This window comes from Rhizobacter sp., assembly GCF_046595475.1.
Classification (GTDB): Bacteria; Pseudomonadota; Gammaproteobacteria; order Burkholderiales; family Burkholderiaceae_C; genus Rhizobacter.
On the sequence record NZ_JBKJOQ010000071.1, the window covers coordinates 26,064 to 41,301 of the forward strand.

The following is a 15,238-nucleotide window of genomic DNA, read 5'->3' on the forward strand; positions in this document are numbered from 1 at the left end:
GAAGCGGACCCTGTCCTGAGGTATCGAAGGATCAGGCTGAGCGGATTGGGATTCGCGCGCCAAAAAAAAGAGGCCACCCGCAGGCAGCCCCTCCCATCACATCAACTACAAACCCAAATCAAGCCGACGCAATGTTCTCCGCCGTGAACGGCATCTTGCGCAGCCGCTTGCCCGTGGCCGCAAACAGCGCATTGCCTATCGCCGGCCCGATGAGCGCCGTGGCGGGCTCACCGATGCCACCAGGTTTCTCAGTGCTGGGCACCAGCACCACCACGATCTCGGGCGCCTCGCTCATGCGCATCAGCCGGTACTGGTGGAAGTTGGTCTGCTGCACGCGGCCCTTGTCGAGCGTGACCTCGCCCCACAGCGCTGCTGTGCCACCGAAGACGATGCTCGACTGGATCTGCGCTTCCACCGTGTCGGGGTTGACCATGCGGCCCAGGTCAGCCACGGTGGTCACCTTGTGCACGCTGATCTCGTTGTCTTTGCCCACCGAGATCTCGGCCACCATCGCCATGTAGGTGTCATAGCCTTCCATCAGCGCAATGCCACGTGAGCGCCCGGCCGGCGCCGCCGTACCCCAGCCGGCTTTCTCTGCGGCCAGCTTGAGCACGTGCGCAAAGCGCGGCTTGCCGCCCAGCAGCGACATGCGGTAGGCGTAAGGGTCTTGCTTGGCGTTGGCGGCCAGCTCGTCGATGAAGGTCTCGTTGGCAAACGCGTTAAGCGCGTGGCTGACCGAGCGCCAGTAGCCCACACGCAAGCCGGCATCATTCTTGAGGATGTCGTGTCGCGTGGCCGGGATCTCATAGGCCGCGATGGCTGCCTCGGTCATCAGCGGGTCTTGCACCGGTGCCGGCAGGCCGAACACGCGCCCGGTCACGGACTGCGAGGTGAGCCGGAAGGTCATGGCGGTAGGCTTGCCATCGGGCCCGATGGCGGCAGCGAGCTGGTGCACAGACTGCGGGCGATAGAAGTCGTGCGTCATGTCGTCTTCACGTGACCACAGCAGCTTCACCGGCTTGCCCACGGCCTTGCTGATTTGCGCGGCCTGGATGATGTAGTCGATGTCGGTGCGCCGACCGAAGCCGCCGCCCAGGAAGGTGGTCTTGAGCGACACGTTTTCAGGTGGCACGCCGCACACCTTGGCCACAGTGCCGGCCGCAGCGTCTTGCCACTGCGTGGGGCCAATCAGGTCGACGCGGTTGTCGTGATAGTGCGCCGTGAAGTTCATGGGCTCCAGCGGCGAGTGCGACAAGAGCGGCATCGTGTACTCGGCCCTGACCACGTTGGTCGACGCCTTGATCACAGCGTCGGCGTCGCCGGCCTTGGGCAGGGCCAGCGGCTTGGCAGCCTCTGACACCGATGCGGCCTTGATGGCGGCGAGCATGGTCTTCTCGGTCAGCGCAGCGCCGGCACCTTCATCCCACTGGATGCTGAGCTCGCGGCGCGCCTTGTTGGCGCGCCACCAGGTGTTGGCCACCACGGCCACACCATCGGGGATCTGCACCACGTCGATCACGCCAGGCATGGCCTTGGCCTTGGCGGCGTCGAAGCTCTTCACCGTGCCGCCGATCACGGGGCACTGCTCAAGCGCAGCGTAGACCATGCCCGGCAGCTTCACGTCGATGCCGAACTCGGCCGTGCCATTCACCTTGGCCGGTGTGTCCAGCCGCTTGGTCGCCTTGCCGACGATGCGGAAGTCTTTCGGGTCTTTCATCACCGGCGTTTGCGGCACCGGCAGGCGGGCGGCCTCGGCGGCGAGCTGGCCGTAGGTGGCCTTCTTGCCCTTGGGCCCGAACACCATGCCGTTCTCAGCACGCAGCTGGTCTTCGGGGATGTTCCATTTCAGCGCAGCAGCGCTCACCAGCATCATGCGCACCTGGGCGCCGGCCACGCGCAGCTTGTCCCAGCCATCGCGCACCGAGGTAGAGCCGCCGGTGAGCTGCGGGCCGCCGAGCAAGGCGTTGCCATACAGCTTGCCATTGGGCGGTGCGATGGCGACCTTGATCTGCTTGATGTCGACGTTGAGCTCTTCGGCAATCAGCATCGGCATGGACGTGTACACGCCCTGGCCCATCTCGGAGCGGGCCGACAGCAGCGTGATGGTGTTGTCGTCGGCGATGTGCACCCAGGCGTTGGGCGTGTACACCGTGCCGGCGGCGAGCGCGTCACTCACGCCGGTGAGGCTCACGCCGAGCATCAGGCCGCCACTGGCGACGGCCGAGGTTTGCAGGAAGCCGCGGCGGCTGACGCCGACACGGCGCTTGGAGGAGGTGATGGTGGTCATGGCAGTCTCCTCAAGCCTTGCGCATTTCAGCGGCCGCGGTCTTGATCGCGGCGCGTATGCGCGGGTAGGTGCCACAGCGGCAGATGTTGCCGCTCATGGCGGAATCGATGTCAGCGTCTGTGGGGTTGCTGTTGGTCTTGAGGAGAGCAGCCGCGCTCATCAGCTGGCCGCTTTGGCAGTAGCCGCACTGCGGCACGTCGTGCGCGATCCAGGCTTTTTGCAGCGGGTGGCTGTTGTTGGTCGACAGGCTCTCAATGGTCGTCACCTTCTTGCCGGCGGCGGCCGACAGCGGCGTCTGGCAGGAGCGCACGGGCTGGCCGTCGAGGTGCACGGTGCAGGCGCCGCACAGCGCCATGCCACAGCCAAACTTGGTGCCGGTGAGGCCCACCTCATCGCGTATGACCCACAACAGGGGTGTGTCGGGCTCGGCGTTGACGTTCATCGTCTTGCCGTTGATCTGAAGGCGTGTGGTCACGGTGGGGTCTCCTGCAGTGAACGTTGGTGCGCCCTCAGCTCGCGGCCGGGGCAGCTCATCACAGCATCGTGTAAGGCCGAGGTGAAGTCCAACCTGGGCAAACCCGAATGTCTGGCAGCTCCAACCAACCGCGGAGTCGCAGAGGCCACAAAGGCCACCCAGAAAACCGCTTTTCTTCCTCTGCGACCTTGGCGCTCTCCGCGACTCCGCGGGAAGTGTCGTGATCGGCTTTTCAGGTGATATCGGTAGGCTGATGCTCACTCATCGGTGCATCGCGGCGCACGACGCCGGCCCCCGGCGGCTGCATGCGCCAGCCGGCCACGACCGCCAGTGCGCAAATGCTGCCCAGGAGCAAGAACGTTTCGTGGAACGCGCGCAGAGACCCATCCCCGTGCACCTTCAGCCGCCACTCGAGGAAGATGCCGGCCATGCTCACGCCGACCGCGCCCCCCAGCTGGCGCAGGAAATTGATGGTGCTGGAGCCGTGCGAGATGTGGTGCATGGGCAGGCGGCGAATGGCGCCCAGGTTGAGCGAGGGCAACGTGAGGCCCAGGCCGATGCGCCCGACGATGGCGAAGATGGTGATGACCCACAGCGAAGTGGCAAGCCCCACAAGGGCCATCAGCCAGAACGACAGCGTGAGCAAGGTGATGCCCACGGCCACCAGTTTGTTGAAGGGAAAGCGGTCCGCCAATCGCCCACCCACCGGCAGCACGAAGGCCAGCACGATGCCTGCCGGTAACAGCACTGCGCCCGCCTGGGACGGCGGCAGCTTCAAGCCGATTTGCATGAACACCGGCACGAGATAGGTGGAGCCGAACAAGGCCATGCCGTAGATGAAGGCCACGCAGCCGCCCATGCGAAAGGCGCGAATGTCGAACAGCTTGAACTCCATCAGCGGGTGCTTGGCATGGCGCTGGCGCCAGATGAACGCGGCCGCCGTGAGCGCCGACACCGCCAGCAGCGCATAGGCATAGAGCGAGGGAGTGTGCAGGTGCACCAGCCCATTCATGCCCGTGACCACCGCCACCGCCAGCATCGCGAGGCCGGGCAGGTCGAAGCGGCGCGCGTGCTGGTTGACGCCCTCGGCGCCGGGCGAGGAGTGCGGCAGATACCGGTGGGCCAGCGCAAGCGCAGCCAGGCAGAACGGCACCACCACGAAGAAGATCGAGCGCCACCCGAATGCCTCGACCAGCACGCCGCCGATGCTGGGCCCCATGGCCGGCGCGAGCACCACGCCAAAGCCGAAGATGCCCATCGCCTTGCCCTGCTCCTGGCGGCCGAAGATCTGCAGCACGATCACCGGTGGAATGGGCTGCATCACGCCGGCCGCGAGGCCTTCGATCACCCGCATGGCCAGCACCATCTCGAAGGTGGAACTCAAGCCGCCGGCAATGCCGCCCAGCATCAGCAGGCAGACCGCCGCGAAGTAGGTGTGGCGATAGCCAAAGCGCCCCAGCAGCCAGGGCGTGGCCAGCATGGCCACCGTCACGGCCGCCATGAAACCAGCCGACAACCACTGCGCCCGCTCCTGCCCCAGTGCAAACACATGGCTCATGTCGGGCAGCGCGACGTTGACGATGGTCGAGGCCATGATCGACGCCATGGTGCCGATCATCACGGTGAGCAATACCCGCCAGCGATAAGCGCGGCCGTGGCGCTCTTGAAGATTGGCGAGGCTGTGCGGGGGCGATGTCGTCACCTCACCATCCTAAGCGCAAGCCGCGCCAGGGCTCAGGGAGGGAAGCCCAGCAGCGCGCGGGCCCTCAAGCGCTCGCTGCCGCTGAAGTGGCGCGCCAGAAATGCATCGCGCGCCGAGCCGCTCAGGTTTTGCAACTGCGTGCGCGCCTCGGCCATGCGCTGCGCCCAGGCCCAGCGTGCGGCGTCTTCACGGAGCAAGCGCTCGGCGGCTTCGGCCCCTAAGGCTTCCACACGTTGTACCTGCAGGGCTTGCAGCTGCTGAGCGCTCAGCGAAGCCTCGGGCATCAACAACGCCCGCGGCGCAGGTGCAGCAGTGGCCCGGTGGCGCGGCGGCATGCTCGGCGGCGCAGGGTTGCCGGCCGCCGCCTGGCTGGGGGTGGGGTTGCCCTGCTGCAGCGCCAAATGATCGTCCCACGCCACCAGCACCTGGCCCACCGAGGCATCACCATGCTCGCGGGCCACTTCGCGTGCGATCCACAGGCGCAGCTCGCGCAAGTCGAGCTCGCCGACGGCGGTGAGCAGGTGGCTGAAGCGGCGGCGCAGCGCCAGGTCGGATTGCAGGGTTCCGGCATGCCAGCTGCCCCAGTCGCCATCGAGATCGGTGCCGCGCAAGGAGCCGAGGCGGCGCACCTCGTCAACGCGGAGCACGCCGGCTTGCGCGCTCGGCGGCGAAGCACAGCCACCGAGCCACAGCAGCGCCACGAACAGCAGCAGGCGGCGCATCACAGGCCCACCTTTTTGAGCCGGTTGGCCTGCAAGCGATAGAAGGCCAGCGGGTCGGGCGACAGCACGCCGCGCAGGCCCAAGGTCTGGTTCACCTCATCGAGGTGGTTCCACTCGTAGTCGTCGCGCAGCACCGTGCCCCAGTGGCTGGCGCAGCGGCCCACCACGCCGTCGTTGGGCTCATTGCCGAAGAAGCGGCTGGTGGCCAGCAGCACCGCGTCGCTCAGGTCGAGCGCGTTGGTGGTCACGCGTGTGCCACCGGCCGAGTAGTAGCGCACGCCATTGACCACGGCGGCGCCTTCACCGCAAGGCGTGGCCGGCTGCCCTTGGGGGAAGCGACGATTGAAGAGGGCAGCGCCTTCGCTGTCCAGCGATTGCAAGGCCCCGAGCGCGTCTTGCGGCAGGCCCGATTCGCCCGCCAGCACCGACACCGCACCCGACACCACGTTGGCCAACGCCGCCGGCACGCCGCTGCGCTGTGCCAGGTCTTTCATGCCGTCAGCCGTTTTGCTGCCAGTGTGCGGCGAGCCGATGCTGGTGACCGACGCGACCAGCTCGGGCGCCACCGCCGCCACATAGCGTGCGGTGGGCCCACCGTGGCTGTGGCCGATGAGGTTGAACTTCTCGTGGCCATAAGCGGCCTTCAGTGCGCGCAACTCGAACAGCAGCTGCTCGCCCCTCACCTCCGACAGGTTGGCTGCCGACACGCTGGGGGCGTAGACCGTGGCGCCGCCTTCACGCAGCGCTTCGGCAATGCCGTTGAAGTAGTTGAGCGGCCCGATGGCGCCAAAGCCGAACAGGCCGTGCACCAGCACGACCGGGTAACGGGTTTGCGTGTAGGTGTCGGCGGCAAGGGCCGGCAGCACCAGGCCGAAGGCGCAGGCCAACACGAAGACCAGCAGGGCGAGGGTGCGGCCGCAGCGGCGCAGGGGTGAAAACGGGGGCAGCATGCCGCCATTCTCACGTCTGCGCGTTTCTGATGGCCTCTTCAGTTGTTGGCGCTCAGCAGTGCGCGGGCGCGCACCAGTTCGCTGCCTTGGAAGGTGGCGGCAAGGTAGGTGTCTTGCGCCTGGCTGCGCTGCAGCGCCGAGAGCTCGGGCGCGGCGTTGATGGCCTGCACGCGTTGGCGGGCCGCCTGCAGGCGGCTTTCCCAGTCAGCCCATTGCACGTCTTCGTTGCGCAGGCGCTCCGCCGCTTCGGCGCCAAACTGCTGCACGCGTTGGGCCTGCAGCTGCTCGCTCTGCTCGCCACTTTGTTGCGGCGGGGCGCTCAGCAAGGTCAGCTCGGTTGGGCCGGTCGATCCGGAGTTGCCTGCACGCCGTGCGCTCAGCTCATCGGTGAAGGCGACAAAGGTGCGCTCTTCATCGGCGTAAAAGGCCTGCGCCCAGTCGTAACCCAGCACCTGCCGCCGCACGCTCAGGCGCTCGGCCAAGGCGGGCTGCCAAGTGCTCGCGTCGTTGGGGTTCACCTGGGCGCTGAAGCTCTTTTGTTGCAGCAGCAGGTAGCGGTCCCAGACGGCAAGCACCTGGCGTGCGGCGCCGATGTCGCGCTCGACGCTCACCTCTTGCTCGATCCAATGGCGCAAGTCGGTGGGCTCCACCTCGCCCAGCGCGGTGAGCAGGTAGTCGAAGCGCCGGCGCAACGACGCGCTGGGTTGCAACTGGCCTTCGGCCCACACGCCCCATTCGCCGTCGAGGTCGGAGCCGCGCAGTGAGCCGCTCTGCCACACCTGCGCCACGCGCGCTCGGGCTGCATCGGCCGCGCGCGCGGCGTCGGCGTTGTGCTGCACCGCATCGAGTGGCTTGCCGTCGGCAAAGGGGCTGAACTGCCACTCTGTGAAAACAGGCGCGGCCGCGGGTGGCGGCGCGCCGTCATTCTTCAGCCACGATAAGGCCGACCAGAACAGCAGCAACAGGGCTGCGCCCGCAGCCGCAAACGCTGCGGTCCGCGAACGCAGAAGCGTCACAGGCCGGCGCCCTTCAGGCGGTTGGCCTGGCTGCGGTAGAAAGCCACCGGGTCTTGCGAAAACAGGCCGCGCAAGCCGAAAGCCTGGTTCACTTCATCGAGGTGGTTCCAGGCGTAGTTGTCTTTCAGCACCGTGCCCCAATGGCTGGAGCACTGGCCCACCAGGCCGTCATTCCGCTCGAAGCCGAAGAGGGCGCCCGTGGTCACCAGCAGCACATCACTCACGTCAAACACGTTGGTGGCCACGCTGGTGCCACCGACTGACCAGTAGCGGATACCGTTGACGCTGGCTGCACCCTGGCCGCACCGCGAGGTGGGCGCCGCTTGCGGGAAGCGGCGGTTGAAATCGGCCGCGCCCGCGGTGCTGAGCGACTGCAGCGAGCCAAGCGCGTCTTGCGGCAGGTTGGGTGAGCCCGACAGGAAGGCGATGGTTGATGCCAAGGCGTTGGCGATCGCGGCGACGATACCGGTGGTGCCCGTCCACGAGCTGACGGCCTTCAGCACGTCGGCCACCTTGCTGCCGGCGTGCGGTGCGCCCACGGAGGTGACCGAAGCGACCAGCTCAGGCGCCACCGCGGCGACGTAGCGCGCCGTGGCACCACCGTGGCTGTGGCCCACGAGGTTGAACTTCTGGTGGCCGTAGGCAGCCTTGTATGCACGCAGTTGCTTTAGCAATTGCTCACCACGCGCTTCCGAGGTAGCCGCCCCCGAGACGCTGGGCGTGTAGACCACGGCACCCCCATTGCGCAGCGCGCTCGGCACGCCGTAAAAGTAGCTCACCGGCCCGATGGCATCGAAGCCGAAGGCGCCGTGTACCAGCACCACCGGGTACTTGGTCTGGGTGTAGGTGTCGGCTGCTGTGGCGCTGTGGCTCAGGCCGAGCATCAGGCCACCGGCGAGGGCAGCACTGCAAATCGTCCGGGTGAAACGGGAAGGAAGGGTCATCGAAATGTCTCCTGCATATGTGTGGAATGACAAGCGCCGCGGCGTGGCCGCGACGCTCAGCGCCCGGCCGCTGCGTGCCGGTACCCTGAGCAGGAAATTTTCGAACGAACGTTCGCCAGCGCGTAGTGGCAATCCGCGCCAAACGATGGCGCATGCCGCCAAGGGGGGAGGGACTTTCCCGCAGCGTTTGCGGCGCCCGGGCAGCGCACGTGCACGTGGTCATTCCCACGCAGGCGGCCGAAAAAGCCCCCGTCATTCCCGTGAAAACGGGAATGACGGGGCGCTTACGCGGGACGGACGAGGCCTCTCAGCCCGCCGCCTTCACCTTCAAGCGCCATGCATGCAGCAACGGCTCGGTGTAACCGCTGGGCTGTTCCTTGCCCTTGAACACGAGATCGAGCGCGGCTTGGTACGCGGCCGAGGTCTTGAAGTTGCCCGCCATGTTTTTGTACAGCGGGTCGCCTGCGTTCTGCTTGTCGACCACCGCAGCCATGCGCTCGAAGGTGGCCTTCACCTGCTTTTCGGTCACCACGCCGTGCAGCAGCCAATTCGCGATGTGCTGGCTGCTGATGCGCAGCGTGGCACGGTCTTCCATCAGGCCCACGTTGTGGATGTCGGGCACCTTGGAGCAGCCCACGCCCTGGTCGATCCAGCGCACCACGTAGCCAAGGATGCCCTGCACGTTGTTGTCGAGCTCTTGCTGGCGCTCGTCGGCCGACCAGGTCACCTCGCTCACCACTGGAATCTGCAGCAGGCCGCCGAGCAGCACGTCGCGTTGCTTGTCAGCGTTGGTCTTCTCCAGCTCCTTTTGCACGCTTGCCACCTTGACCTGGTGGTAGTGCAGTGCGTGCAGCGTGGCGGCCGTGGGCGAAGGTACCCAGGCGGTGTTGGCACCGGCCTTGGGGTGGGCAATCTTTTGCTCCAGCATGGCGGCCATCAGGTCGGGCATGGCCCACATGCCCTTGCCGATCTGGGCGCGGCCGCGCAGGCCCATGCCCAGGCCGACCAACACGTTGCTGCGCTCGTAGGCCTGAATCCAGGCGCTGGTCTTCATGTCACCCTTGCGCATCATCGGGCCGGCGTGCATGGCGGTGTGCATCTCGTCACCGGTGCGGTCGAGGAAGCCAGTGTTGATGAAGGCCACGCGCGACGCGGCCGCCGCGATACAGGCCTTGAGGTTGACGCTGGTGCGGCGCTCTTCGTCCATGATGCCCAGCTTGACGGTGCTGTCAGGCAGGCCCAGCAGCTGCTCAACGCGCGAGAACAACTCGGCGGCAAATGCCACTTCAGCGGGCCCGTGCATCTTGGGCTTGACGATGTAGACCGAGCCGGTGCGCGAGTTCTTGATGCCGGGCTTGTGGGTGCGCGCCAGGTCGTGAAGCGCGATGGTGGTGGTAATGACCGCGTCCATGATCCCTTCTGGGATCTCCTGCCCCTTGCCGTACAAGATGGCCGGGTTGGTCATCAGGTGGCCCACATTGCGCACGAACATCAGCGAGCGGCCATGCAGCGTGACGGGCTTGCCCTTGGGGCCCACGTACTCGCGGTCGGGGTTGAGCCCGCGCGTGAAGGTCTTGCCGCCTTTGCTCACCGTTTCGGTCAGCGTGCCCTTCAAGATGCCCAGCCAGTTACCGTACGCGAGCACCTTGTCTTGCGCATCGACCACGGCCACCGAGTCTTCGAGGTCGAGGATGGTGGAGAGCGCTGCTTCGAGCACCAAGTCGCTCACGCCCGCGGCATCGCTTTGGCCGATGGGGGTGTTGCGGTCGATGCGGATGTCGAGGTGCAGGCCGTTGTGCTGCAAGAGCACCGACGAGGGCGCGGCGGCGTCACCCTGGTAGCCGATGAACTGGCCCTTGTCTTCGAGGCCAGTGCTCTTGCCGCTTTTCAGCTCGACGACAAGCTTGCCACCTTCGACGCGGTAACCCACCGAGTCGATGTGCGAGCCCTTCTTGAGCGGCGCAGTGCGGTCGAGCACGTAGCGCGCGTATTCGATGACCTTGGCGCCGCGCACCGGGTTGTACGCACCGGCGCGCGTCGCGCCACCGGCTTCAGAGATGACGTCGGTGCCGTACAGCGCGTCGTACAGCGAGCCCCAACGAGCATTGGCCGCGTTGAGCGCATAGCGCGCATTGAGAATGGGCACCACCAGCTGAGGGCCGGCTTGCAGGGCGAGCTCGGCGTCGACGTTCTGGGCGGTGGCCTTGGCCTTCTTCGGCGGCATTTGCAGGTAGCCGATGGCGTCCAAGTGCTTGCGGTAGGCCTTCATGTCGCCGATGGGGCCGGGGTTGGCTTTGTGCCACGCATCCATGTGCGCTTGCAGGCGGTCTCGCTCGGCGAGCAGCTCGATGTTTTTTGGCGCGAGGTCGCGCACGATGGCGTCGAAGCCCTTCCAGAAATGCTTCTCGCCGATGCCCGTGCCGGGCAGCACCTGCTCGTTGATGAATTGGTAGAGCTCGGTGGCAACTTGCAGGCTGTGTGCAGGGGTGCGTGCGGTCATGGGGGAAATCCTCGTAGCGTCGGCAAAAGAGCGAATCTATTCGATATTTCTTCGTAAATTAAGGGGCTGAGAAGTCCAAGATTCATGACTTGGCAGAAGGTAATCTTCAGCCCATGGACAAGCTCAAGCAGATCGAATCGTTTGTCGCGGTGGTCGCCAAGGGCAGCCTCACGGCGGCGGCGGCCGCAGAAGACATCGCCCCCGCCGTGGTGGGCCGGCGCATCGACGCCCTGGAAGAGCGCCTGGGCGTGAAGCTCTTGCTGCGCACCACACGGCGCATCACGTTGACCCACGAAGGCAGCGCTTTTCTCGAAGATTGCCAGCGCCTGCTGGCCGACCTGGCGAATGCCGAAGCCAGCGTAAGTGCCGGCGGCGTGAAAGCCAGTGGTTACTTGCGTATCACCGCACCCGCCGGTTTCGGCCGCCGTCACGTGGCGCCCCTGGTGCCAGTATTCGCGGCTCAGCACCCGGACGTGCGCGTGTCACTGAACCTGAGCGACCGGCTGGTCGACATCGTCAACGAGGGTTTCGACTGCGCGGTGCGCGTGGGCGACTTGCCCGACAGCAGCCTGGTCAGCGTGCGACTGGCCGACAACCGCCGGCTGTGCGTGGCCGCGCCGCACTACCTGGCGCGCGCCGGCACGCCCAAACACCCGCACGAGCTGGCTCAACACGATTGCCTCACCCTGAGCAGCGACGCGAGCCAGACCCGCGGTTGGGCTTTCACGCTCGACGGCGAGCTGACCCACCTGCGCCTGACCGGCCGGCTCGATTGCAACGACGGGCAGGTCTTGCACGACTGGTGCGTGGCCGGGCTGGGCATCGCCTGGCGCTCGACCTGGGAGGTGGAAGGTCAAGTGGCCAGCGGTGAGCTGGTCAGCTTGATGGACGACTACGCCGCGCCGCCGAATGGCATCTATGCGGTGTTTGCCCAGCGCAAGCACCTGCCGTTGCGTGTGCGCTTGTGGGTGGACTACCTGAAACAGCGATACGGGGATGCCGCCTATTGGCAACCACGGAGCTGATGCACCGTCATTCCCGCGCAGGCGGGAATGACGGTAGCGACTTCGATCAAGCCGGCTTGTTCGAGAGGCAAGTCTTCATGAAGGCTTTGCGCTCGGCGCCTTTCTTTTCTTTGGCGTCAACGTTGCAGGTCTTCATCTTCTCTTGCTGGGCAGCAGCCTTCGCGCTCACGGGCTTCTTGGACAAGCAAGTCTTCATGAAGGCCTTGCGCTCATCGCCCTTCTTGTCGCCTGCGTCGGCATTGCAGGTACCCATCTTGGTTTGCTGCTTGGTAGGCGCGGACGCTGCATCGGTGGCATGGGCCGAGACGGCAAAGGCGGAGGCGGCGATGGCCAGCACGCTGATCAGGTGTTTCATTGAAGTTCCTTCCCGGGGGTGTGGATGACGAGGGTTTCGCCGGGTCGAATTGAAGCACCGCTGCAAGCGCCCAGCAAGGGCTCAACGCGCGAGCGATGCAAAGCGACTACATGATGCGTCGCGGGTGGGCGATGGCCTCGTGCGCGGCATGCAGCCGGCGCACCAGCACGCGAATGAAAGCCTCGTCGAACAGGTGCCGGCAGTTGGGGCTGACCTGCGCCAGCGTGTCGGGTGTGAACGAGATGGTGGTGGCCGGGTCGGTGACCACCACGTTGGTGCTGTGGCGCCGCAGCTCGGGGCTGGGCGCAAGGTAGGCCATCTCGCCCACCGAAGTGCCCGAGCCGAGCTGGGCCACCTTGGTGCCGTCGCGGAAGACTTCGACCTCCCCCTCCGCAATGATGTGAAAGCTGTTGCCCTCTTCACCCTTGCTGTACAGCGCGTGGCCGAAAGCAAAGCGCTGCCACTTGGCGCGGTGCACCACTTCCCACAGCTCCACGTCGCCGAAGTTGGAGAAAAAGTCGAGCGAGCGCAGCAGGTTGAAACGTTCGGAATCAAGCACCCCCTGCAGTTGGCCTCGCGGCACCTGCTGGTTGGTGATGAGGCCCGAGAGCGCCTGGGCGAAGTCGTCCCATGTCGTGTAGCGGTCGTCGGGGCGCTTGGCCACTGCGCTCAAGATCACGCTGTCGACCCCAGCCCCCACACCCGAGCGCAGCGCGCTCAGCAGCGTGGGCTCGGCGGTGTAGATCTGGTTCATCATCGCCGACTGCGAGGTCGAGTCGAACATCGGCCGCCCGGCGATCAGGTGGTAAAGCACGGCGCCCAGGGAGTACATGTCGGCGCGGCAGTCGAGCGTGCTGCCATCGAGCTGCTCGGGCGACATGTAGGCCAGTGAGCCCACGCGGTAGACCTGGGTGATCTCGGACGCCATGTTGAGCGCGCTGCCAAAGTCACTGATCTTCACGTCTGTGATGTTGCCGTTGTTTATGACGGCCAAGAGGTTGGCCGGCTTCACGTCGCGGTGAATCAGGCCCTGGCGGTAAACATAGCCCAGCGCCATCGCGCACTTGAAGCCTATTTCGACAATGAGCTCCAGCGGCAGCAACTGGTCGGCGCGGCAGTACGGCCGCAGCGTGCTGCCGTTCACATGCTCCATCACCAGGTAAGACTCGACCGGGTCAACCACCGCGTCGTAGATCTGCACCACGTTCGGGTGCTTGAGGCGCCCTACGAGAGCCGCTTCGGCCGCAAAGAAGCGCTCGAAGTAACGCCCGTCGCCGGGGTCGTTGGTGGCGCCGGCGCGCACGCGCTTGATGGCCACGTCGCGCTGATGAAAGTCGTCGCGCGCGAGAAAGACCTCACTGGTCGCGCCTTCGCCGAGGCGGCGCAGCACCGGGTACTTGCCGATCTGCGCGGGCATAGGCAAAGCGCCGAACGAGCTTGGCGTGGGGGTCATCGTGGACATCTGAACTGGCATCTTGGCACTGTCGCGCGGCGCCTGCATGCCAAATTGGGCACAAAACGTTGTGCTTATCGGGGCCTTTGCGTGGGCAGAAATCGCCTGGGAGCGCCACTTAGAATCTGCCGATGATCCAAGCCAAACAGGATTTGCTGCTCGCCTTGCAGGAATCTCTCGCCGAGCTCAGCCCCGGCAACACTCTCGCCGCCGCCTTCGAGTCGCCCAAACAAGCCTCGCATGGCGACCTCGCCTGCACTGCGGCCATGCAGCTCGCCAAGCCGCTCAAGAAGAACCCCCGCGAGCTGGCGCAAGCCCTGATCGACACGCTGTCGCGCCATGCGGCTGTGCAGCAATGGGTCGAAGCGATGGAGATCGCAGGCCCCGGCTTCATCAACCTGCGCTTGAAGGCTGCGGCCAAGCAGGCGGTGGTGGGTGCCGCGCTCGCAGAGGGCCCGGCCTTCGGCAACCAGCTCGCGCAAACGGGGCAGCAGGTGGTGGTCGAGTTTGTCTCGGCCAACCCGACCGGGCCCTTGCACGTAGGCCATGCGCGCCAGGCGGCGCTCGGCGACGCGCTGTGCAACCTCTTCGAGACGCAAGGCGCAAAGGTGCAGCGCGAGTTCTATTACAACGACGCGGGCGTGCAGATCGCCACGCTGGCCAGCTCTACCCTCGCGCGCATCAAAGGCCTGAAGCCGGGTGACGATGGCTGGCCCGAGCCGGCCTACAACGGCGACTACATCGCCGACATCGCGCGCGACTTCATGGACAAGAAGACCGTGAAGGCCGATGACCGCGAGTTCACCGCCTCGGGCGACGCCGATGACCTCGACAGCATTCGCCAGTTTGCAGTGGCCTACCTGCGCCACGAGCAAGACCTGGATCTGCAGGCTTTCAACGTGCGCTTCGACCACTACTTTCTCGAATCGAGCCTGTACACCAGCGGGCGCGTGGAGCAGACGGTGGCCAAGCTCATCGCCGCTGGCAAGACCTACGAGCAAGACGGCGCGCTGTGGCTGCGCAGCACCGACTACGGCGACGACAAAGACCGCGTGATGCGCAAGTCAGACGGCAGCTACACCTACTTCGTGCCCGACGTCGCCTACCACCTCACCAAGTTCGAGCGCGGCTACACCAAGGCCATCAACTGCCAGGGCACCGACCACCACGGCACCATCGCCCGTGTGCGCGCCGGCCTGCAGGCGGCCAACATGGGCGTGCCCACCGGCTACCCCGACTACGTACTCAACACCATGGTGCGCGTGGTGAAAGACGGCGCCGAGGTCAAGATCTCCAAGCGCGCCGGCAGCTACGTCACGCTGCGCGACCTGATCGAGTGGACCAGCAAAGACGCCGTGCGCTTCTTCCTGATCAGCCGCAAGGCCGACACCGAGTTCACCTTCGACATCGACCTCGCACTGAAGCAAAACGACGAGAACCCGGTGTTCTATGTGCAGTACGCGCATGCCCGCATCAGCTCGGTACTGGCGCAGCGCCCCGACGCCAACCTAGCGGCTGCCAACGTGGCGCTGCTCACCGCACCGAGCGAGATCGCGCTGATGCTCAAGCTGGGCGACTACCCCGAAATGCTGGGCCGCGCCGCTGCCGACCTGGCCCCGCACGACGTGGCCTTCTACCTGCGCGACGTGGCAGCCGCCTTCCACAGCTACTATGCCGCCGAGCGCTTTCTGCTGGACGACAACGCCGAGCTCACCCAGGCCCGGCTCGCCCTGCTGGCCGCGACCCGCCAGGTGCTGCGCAACGCGCTGAGCCTGCTGGGCGTGAGCGCCCCCGACAAGATGTGATGGA

General features: G+C 66.0%; 12 protein-coding genes. 2 read left to right on the top strand and 10 right to left on the bottom strand.

The features are described 5' to 3' along the window. Positions 1-118 precede the first annotated feature (118 nt). From AC30QB_RS12800 to AC30QB_RS12835, 8 genes are all read right to left on the bottom strand, one after another. The gene (locus AC30QB_RS12800; RefSeq protein WP_489546605.1) at positions 119-2,287 is read right to left on the bottom strand and encodes a xanthine dehydrogenase family protein molybdopterin-binding subunit; all 2,169 of its coding nucleotides are present in this window, start codon (positions 2,285-2,287) and stop codon (positions 119-121) included. Positions 2,288-2,297: 10 nt separating this feature from the next. Next, entirely contained in the window at positions 2,298-2,762 is a 465-nt protein-coding gene (locus AC30QB_RS12805) for a (2Fe-2S)-binding protein (RefSeq protein WP_489546606.1), read from the bottom strand. A gap of 232 nt (positions 2,763-2,994) precedes the next feature. Beyond that, positions 2,995-4,464 (bottom strand): DHA2 family efflux MFS transporter permease subunit, encoded by a 1,470-nt coding sequence (locus tag AC30QB_RS12810; protein ID WP_489546607.1) that lies wholly within the window; start codon positions 4,462-4,464, stop codon positions 2,995-2,997. A gap of 32 nt (positions 4,465-4,496) precedes the next feature. After that, the gene (locus AC30QB_RS12815; protein ID WP_489546608.1) at positions 4,497-5,186 is read right to left on the bottom strand and encodes a hypothetical protein; all 690 of its coding nucleotides are present in this window, start codon (positions 5,184-5,186) and stop codon (positions 4,497-4,499) included. Next, positions 5,186-6,136: an esterase/lipase family protein gene (locus AC30QB_RS12820; RefSeq protein WP_489546609.1), complete on the bottom strand. Its 951-nt coding sequence runs from the start codon at positions 6,134-6,136 to the stop codon at positions 5,186-5,188. Before AC30QB_RS12820 ends, AC30QB_RS12815 begins: the two co-directional genes overlap by 1 nt. Before the next feature lie 38 nt (positions 6,137-6,174). Next, on the bottom strand, positions 6,175-7,152 hold the full coding sequence (locus tag AC30QB_RS12825; protein ID WP_489546610.1) for a lipase secretion chaperone: 978 nt from the start codon (positions 7,150-7,152) through the stop codon (positions 6,175-6,177). Next, positions 7,149-8,096 carry an esterase/lipase family protein gene (locus tag AC30QB_RS12830; protein WP_489546611.1) on the bottom strand — a complete coding sequence of 316 codons (948 nt, stop codon included), beginning with the start codon at positions 8,094-8,096 and terminating at the stop codon, positions 7,149-7,151. Before AC30QB_RS12830 ends, AC30QB_RS12825 begins: the two co-directional genes overlap by 4 nt. A 307-nt stretch (positions 8,097-8,403) precedes the next feature. Further along, positions 8,404-10,596, bottom strand: coding sequence for a malate synthase G (locus AC30QB_RS12835; protein WP_489546612.1), 2,193 nt, complete (start codon positions 10,594-10,596; stop codon positions 8,404-8,406). Positions 10,597-10,709: 113 nt separating this feature from the next. Between AC30QB_RS12835 and AC30QB_RS12840 the strand changes: the two genes are divergently transcribed. Then, positions 10,710-11,621 carry a LysR family transcriptional regulator gene (locus AC30QB_RS12840; RefSeq protein ID WP_489546613.1) on the top strand — a complete coding sequence of 304 codons (912 nt, stop codon included), beginning with the start codon at positions 10,710-10,712 and terminating at the stop codon, positions 11,619-11,621. A gap of 46 nt (positions 11,622-11,667) precedes the next feature. Here the strand turns inward: AC30QB_RS12840 and AC30QB_RS12845 are convergent, their stop codons facing one another. Then, positions 11,668-11,976, bottom strand: a complete 309-nt coding sequence (locus AC30QB_RS12845) for a PsiF family protein (protein WP_489546614.1) — start codon at positions 11,974-11,976, stop codon at positions 11,668-11,670. A 106-nt stretch (positions 11,977-12,082) separates the two neighbouring features. Beyond that, positions 12,083-13,438: a serine/threonine-protein kinase gene (locus AC30QB_RS12850; RefSeq protein WP_489546615.1), complete on the bottom strand. Its 1,356-nt coding sequence runs from the start codon at positions 13,436-13,438 to the stop codon at positions 12,083-12,085. A gap of 122 nt (positions 13,439-13,560) precedes the next feature. Here AC30QB_RS12850 and argS point away from each other — a divergent pair, with 122 nt between their 5' ends. Continuing rightward, the gene (argS, locus tag AC30QB_RS12855; RefSeq protein WP_489546616.1) at positions 13,561-15,234 is read left to right on the top strand and encodes an arginine--tRNA ligase; all 1,674 of its coding nucleotides are present in this window, start codon (positions 13,561-13,563) and stop codon (positions 15,232-15,234) included. The last annotated feature ends 4 nt before the right edge of the window (positions 15,235-15,238 follow it).

Bases quoted from the DNA above. Each gene is read 5' to 3' on its own strand.
- AC30QB_RS12845 (WP_489546614.1), bottom strand. From the start codon at position 11,976: ATGAAACACCTGATCAGCGTGCTGGCCATCGCCGCCTCCGCCTTTGCC.
- argS (WP_489546616.1), top strand. From the start codon at position 13,561: ATGATCCAAGCCAAACAGGATTTGCTGCTCGCCTTGCAGGAATCTCTC.
- AC30QB_RS12800 (WP_489546605.1), bottom strand. From the start codon at position 2,287: ATGACCACCATCACCTCCTCCAAGCGCCGTGTCGGCGTCAGCCGCCGC.
- AC30QB_RS12820 (WP_489546609.1), bottom strand. From the start codon at position 6,136: ATGCTGCCCCCGTTTTCACCCCTGCGCCGCTGCGGCCGCACCCTCGCC.
- AC30QB_RS12850 (WP_489546615.1), bottom strand. From the start codon at position 13,438: ATGTCCACGATGACCCCCACGCCAAGCTCGTTCGGCGCTTTGCCTATG.
- AC30QB_RS12840 (WP_489546613.1), top strand. From the start codon at position 10,710: ATGGACAAGCTCAAGCAGATCGAATCGTTTGTCGCGGTGGTCGCCAAG.
- AC30QB_RS12815 (WP_489546608.1), bottom strand. From the start codon at position 5,186: ATGCGCCGCCTGCTGCTGTTCGTGGCGCTGCTGTGGCTCGGTGGCTGT.
- AC30QB_RS12835 (WP_489546612.1), bottom strand. From the start codon at position 10,596: ATGACCGCACGCACCCCTGCACACAGCCTGCAAGTTGCCACCGAGCTC.
- AC30QB_RS12830 (WP_489546611.1), bottom strand. From the start codon at position 8,096: ATGACCCTTCCTTCCCGTTTCACCCGGACGATTTGCAGTGCTGCCCTC.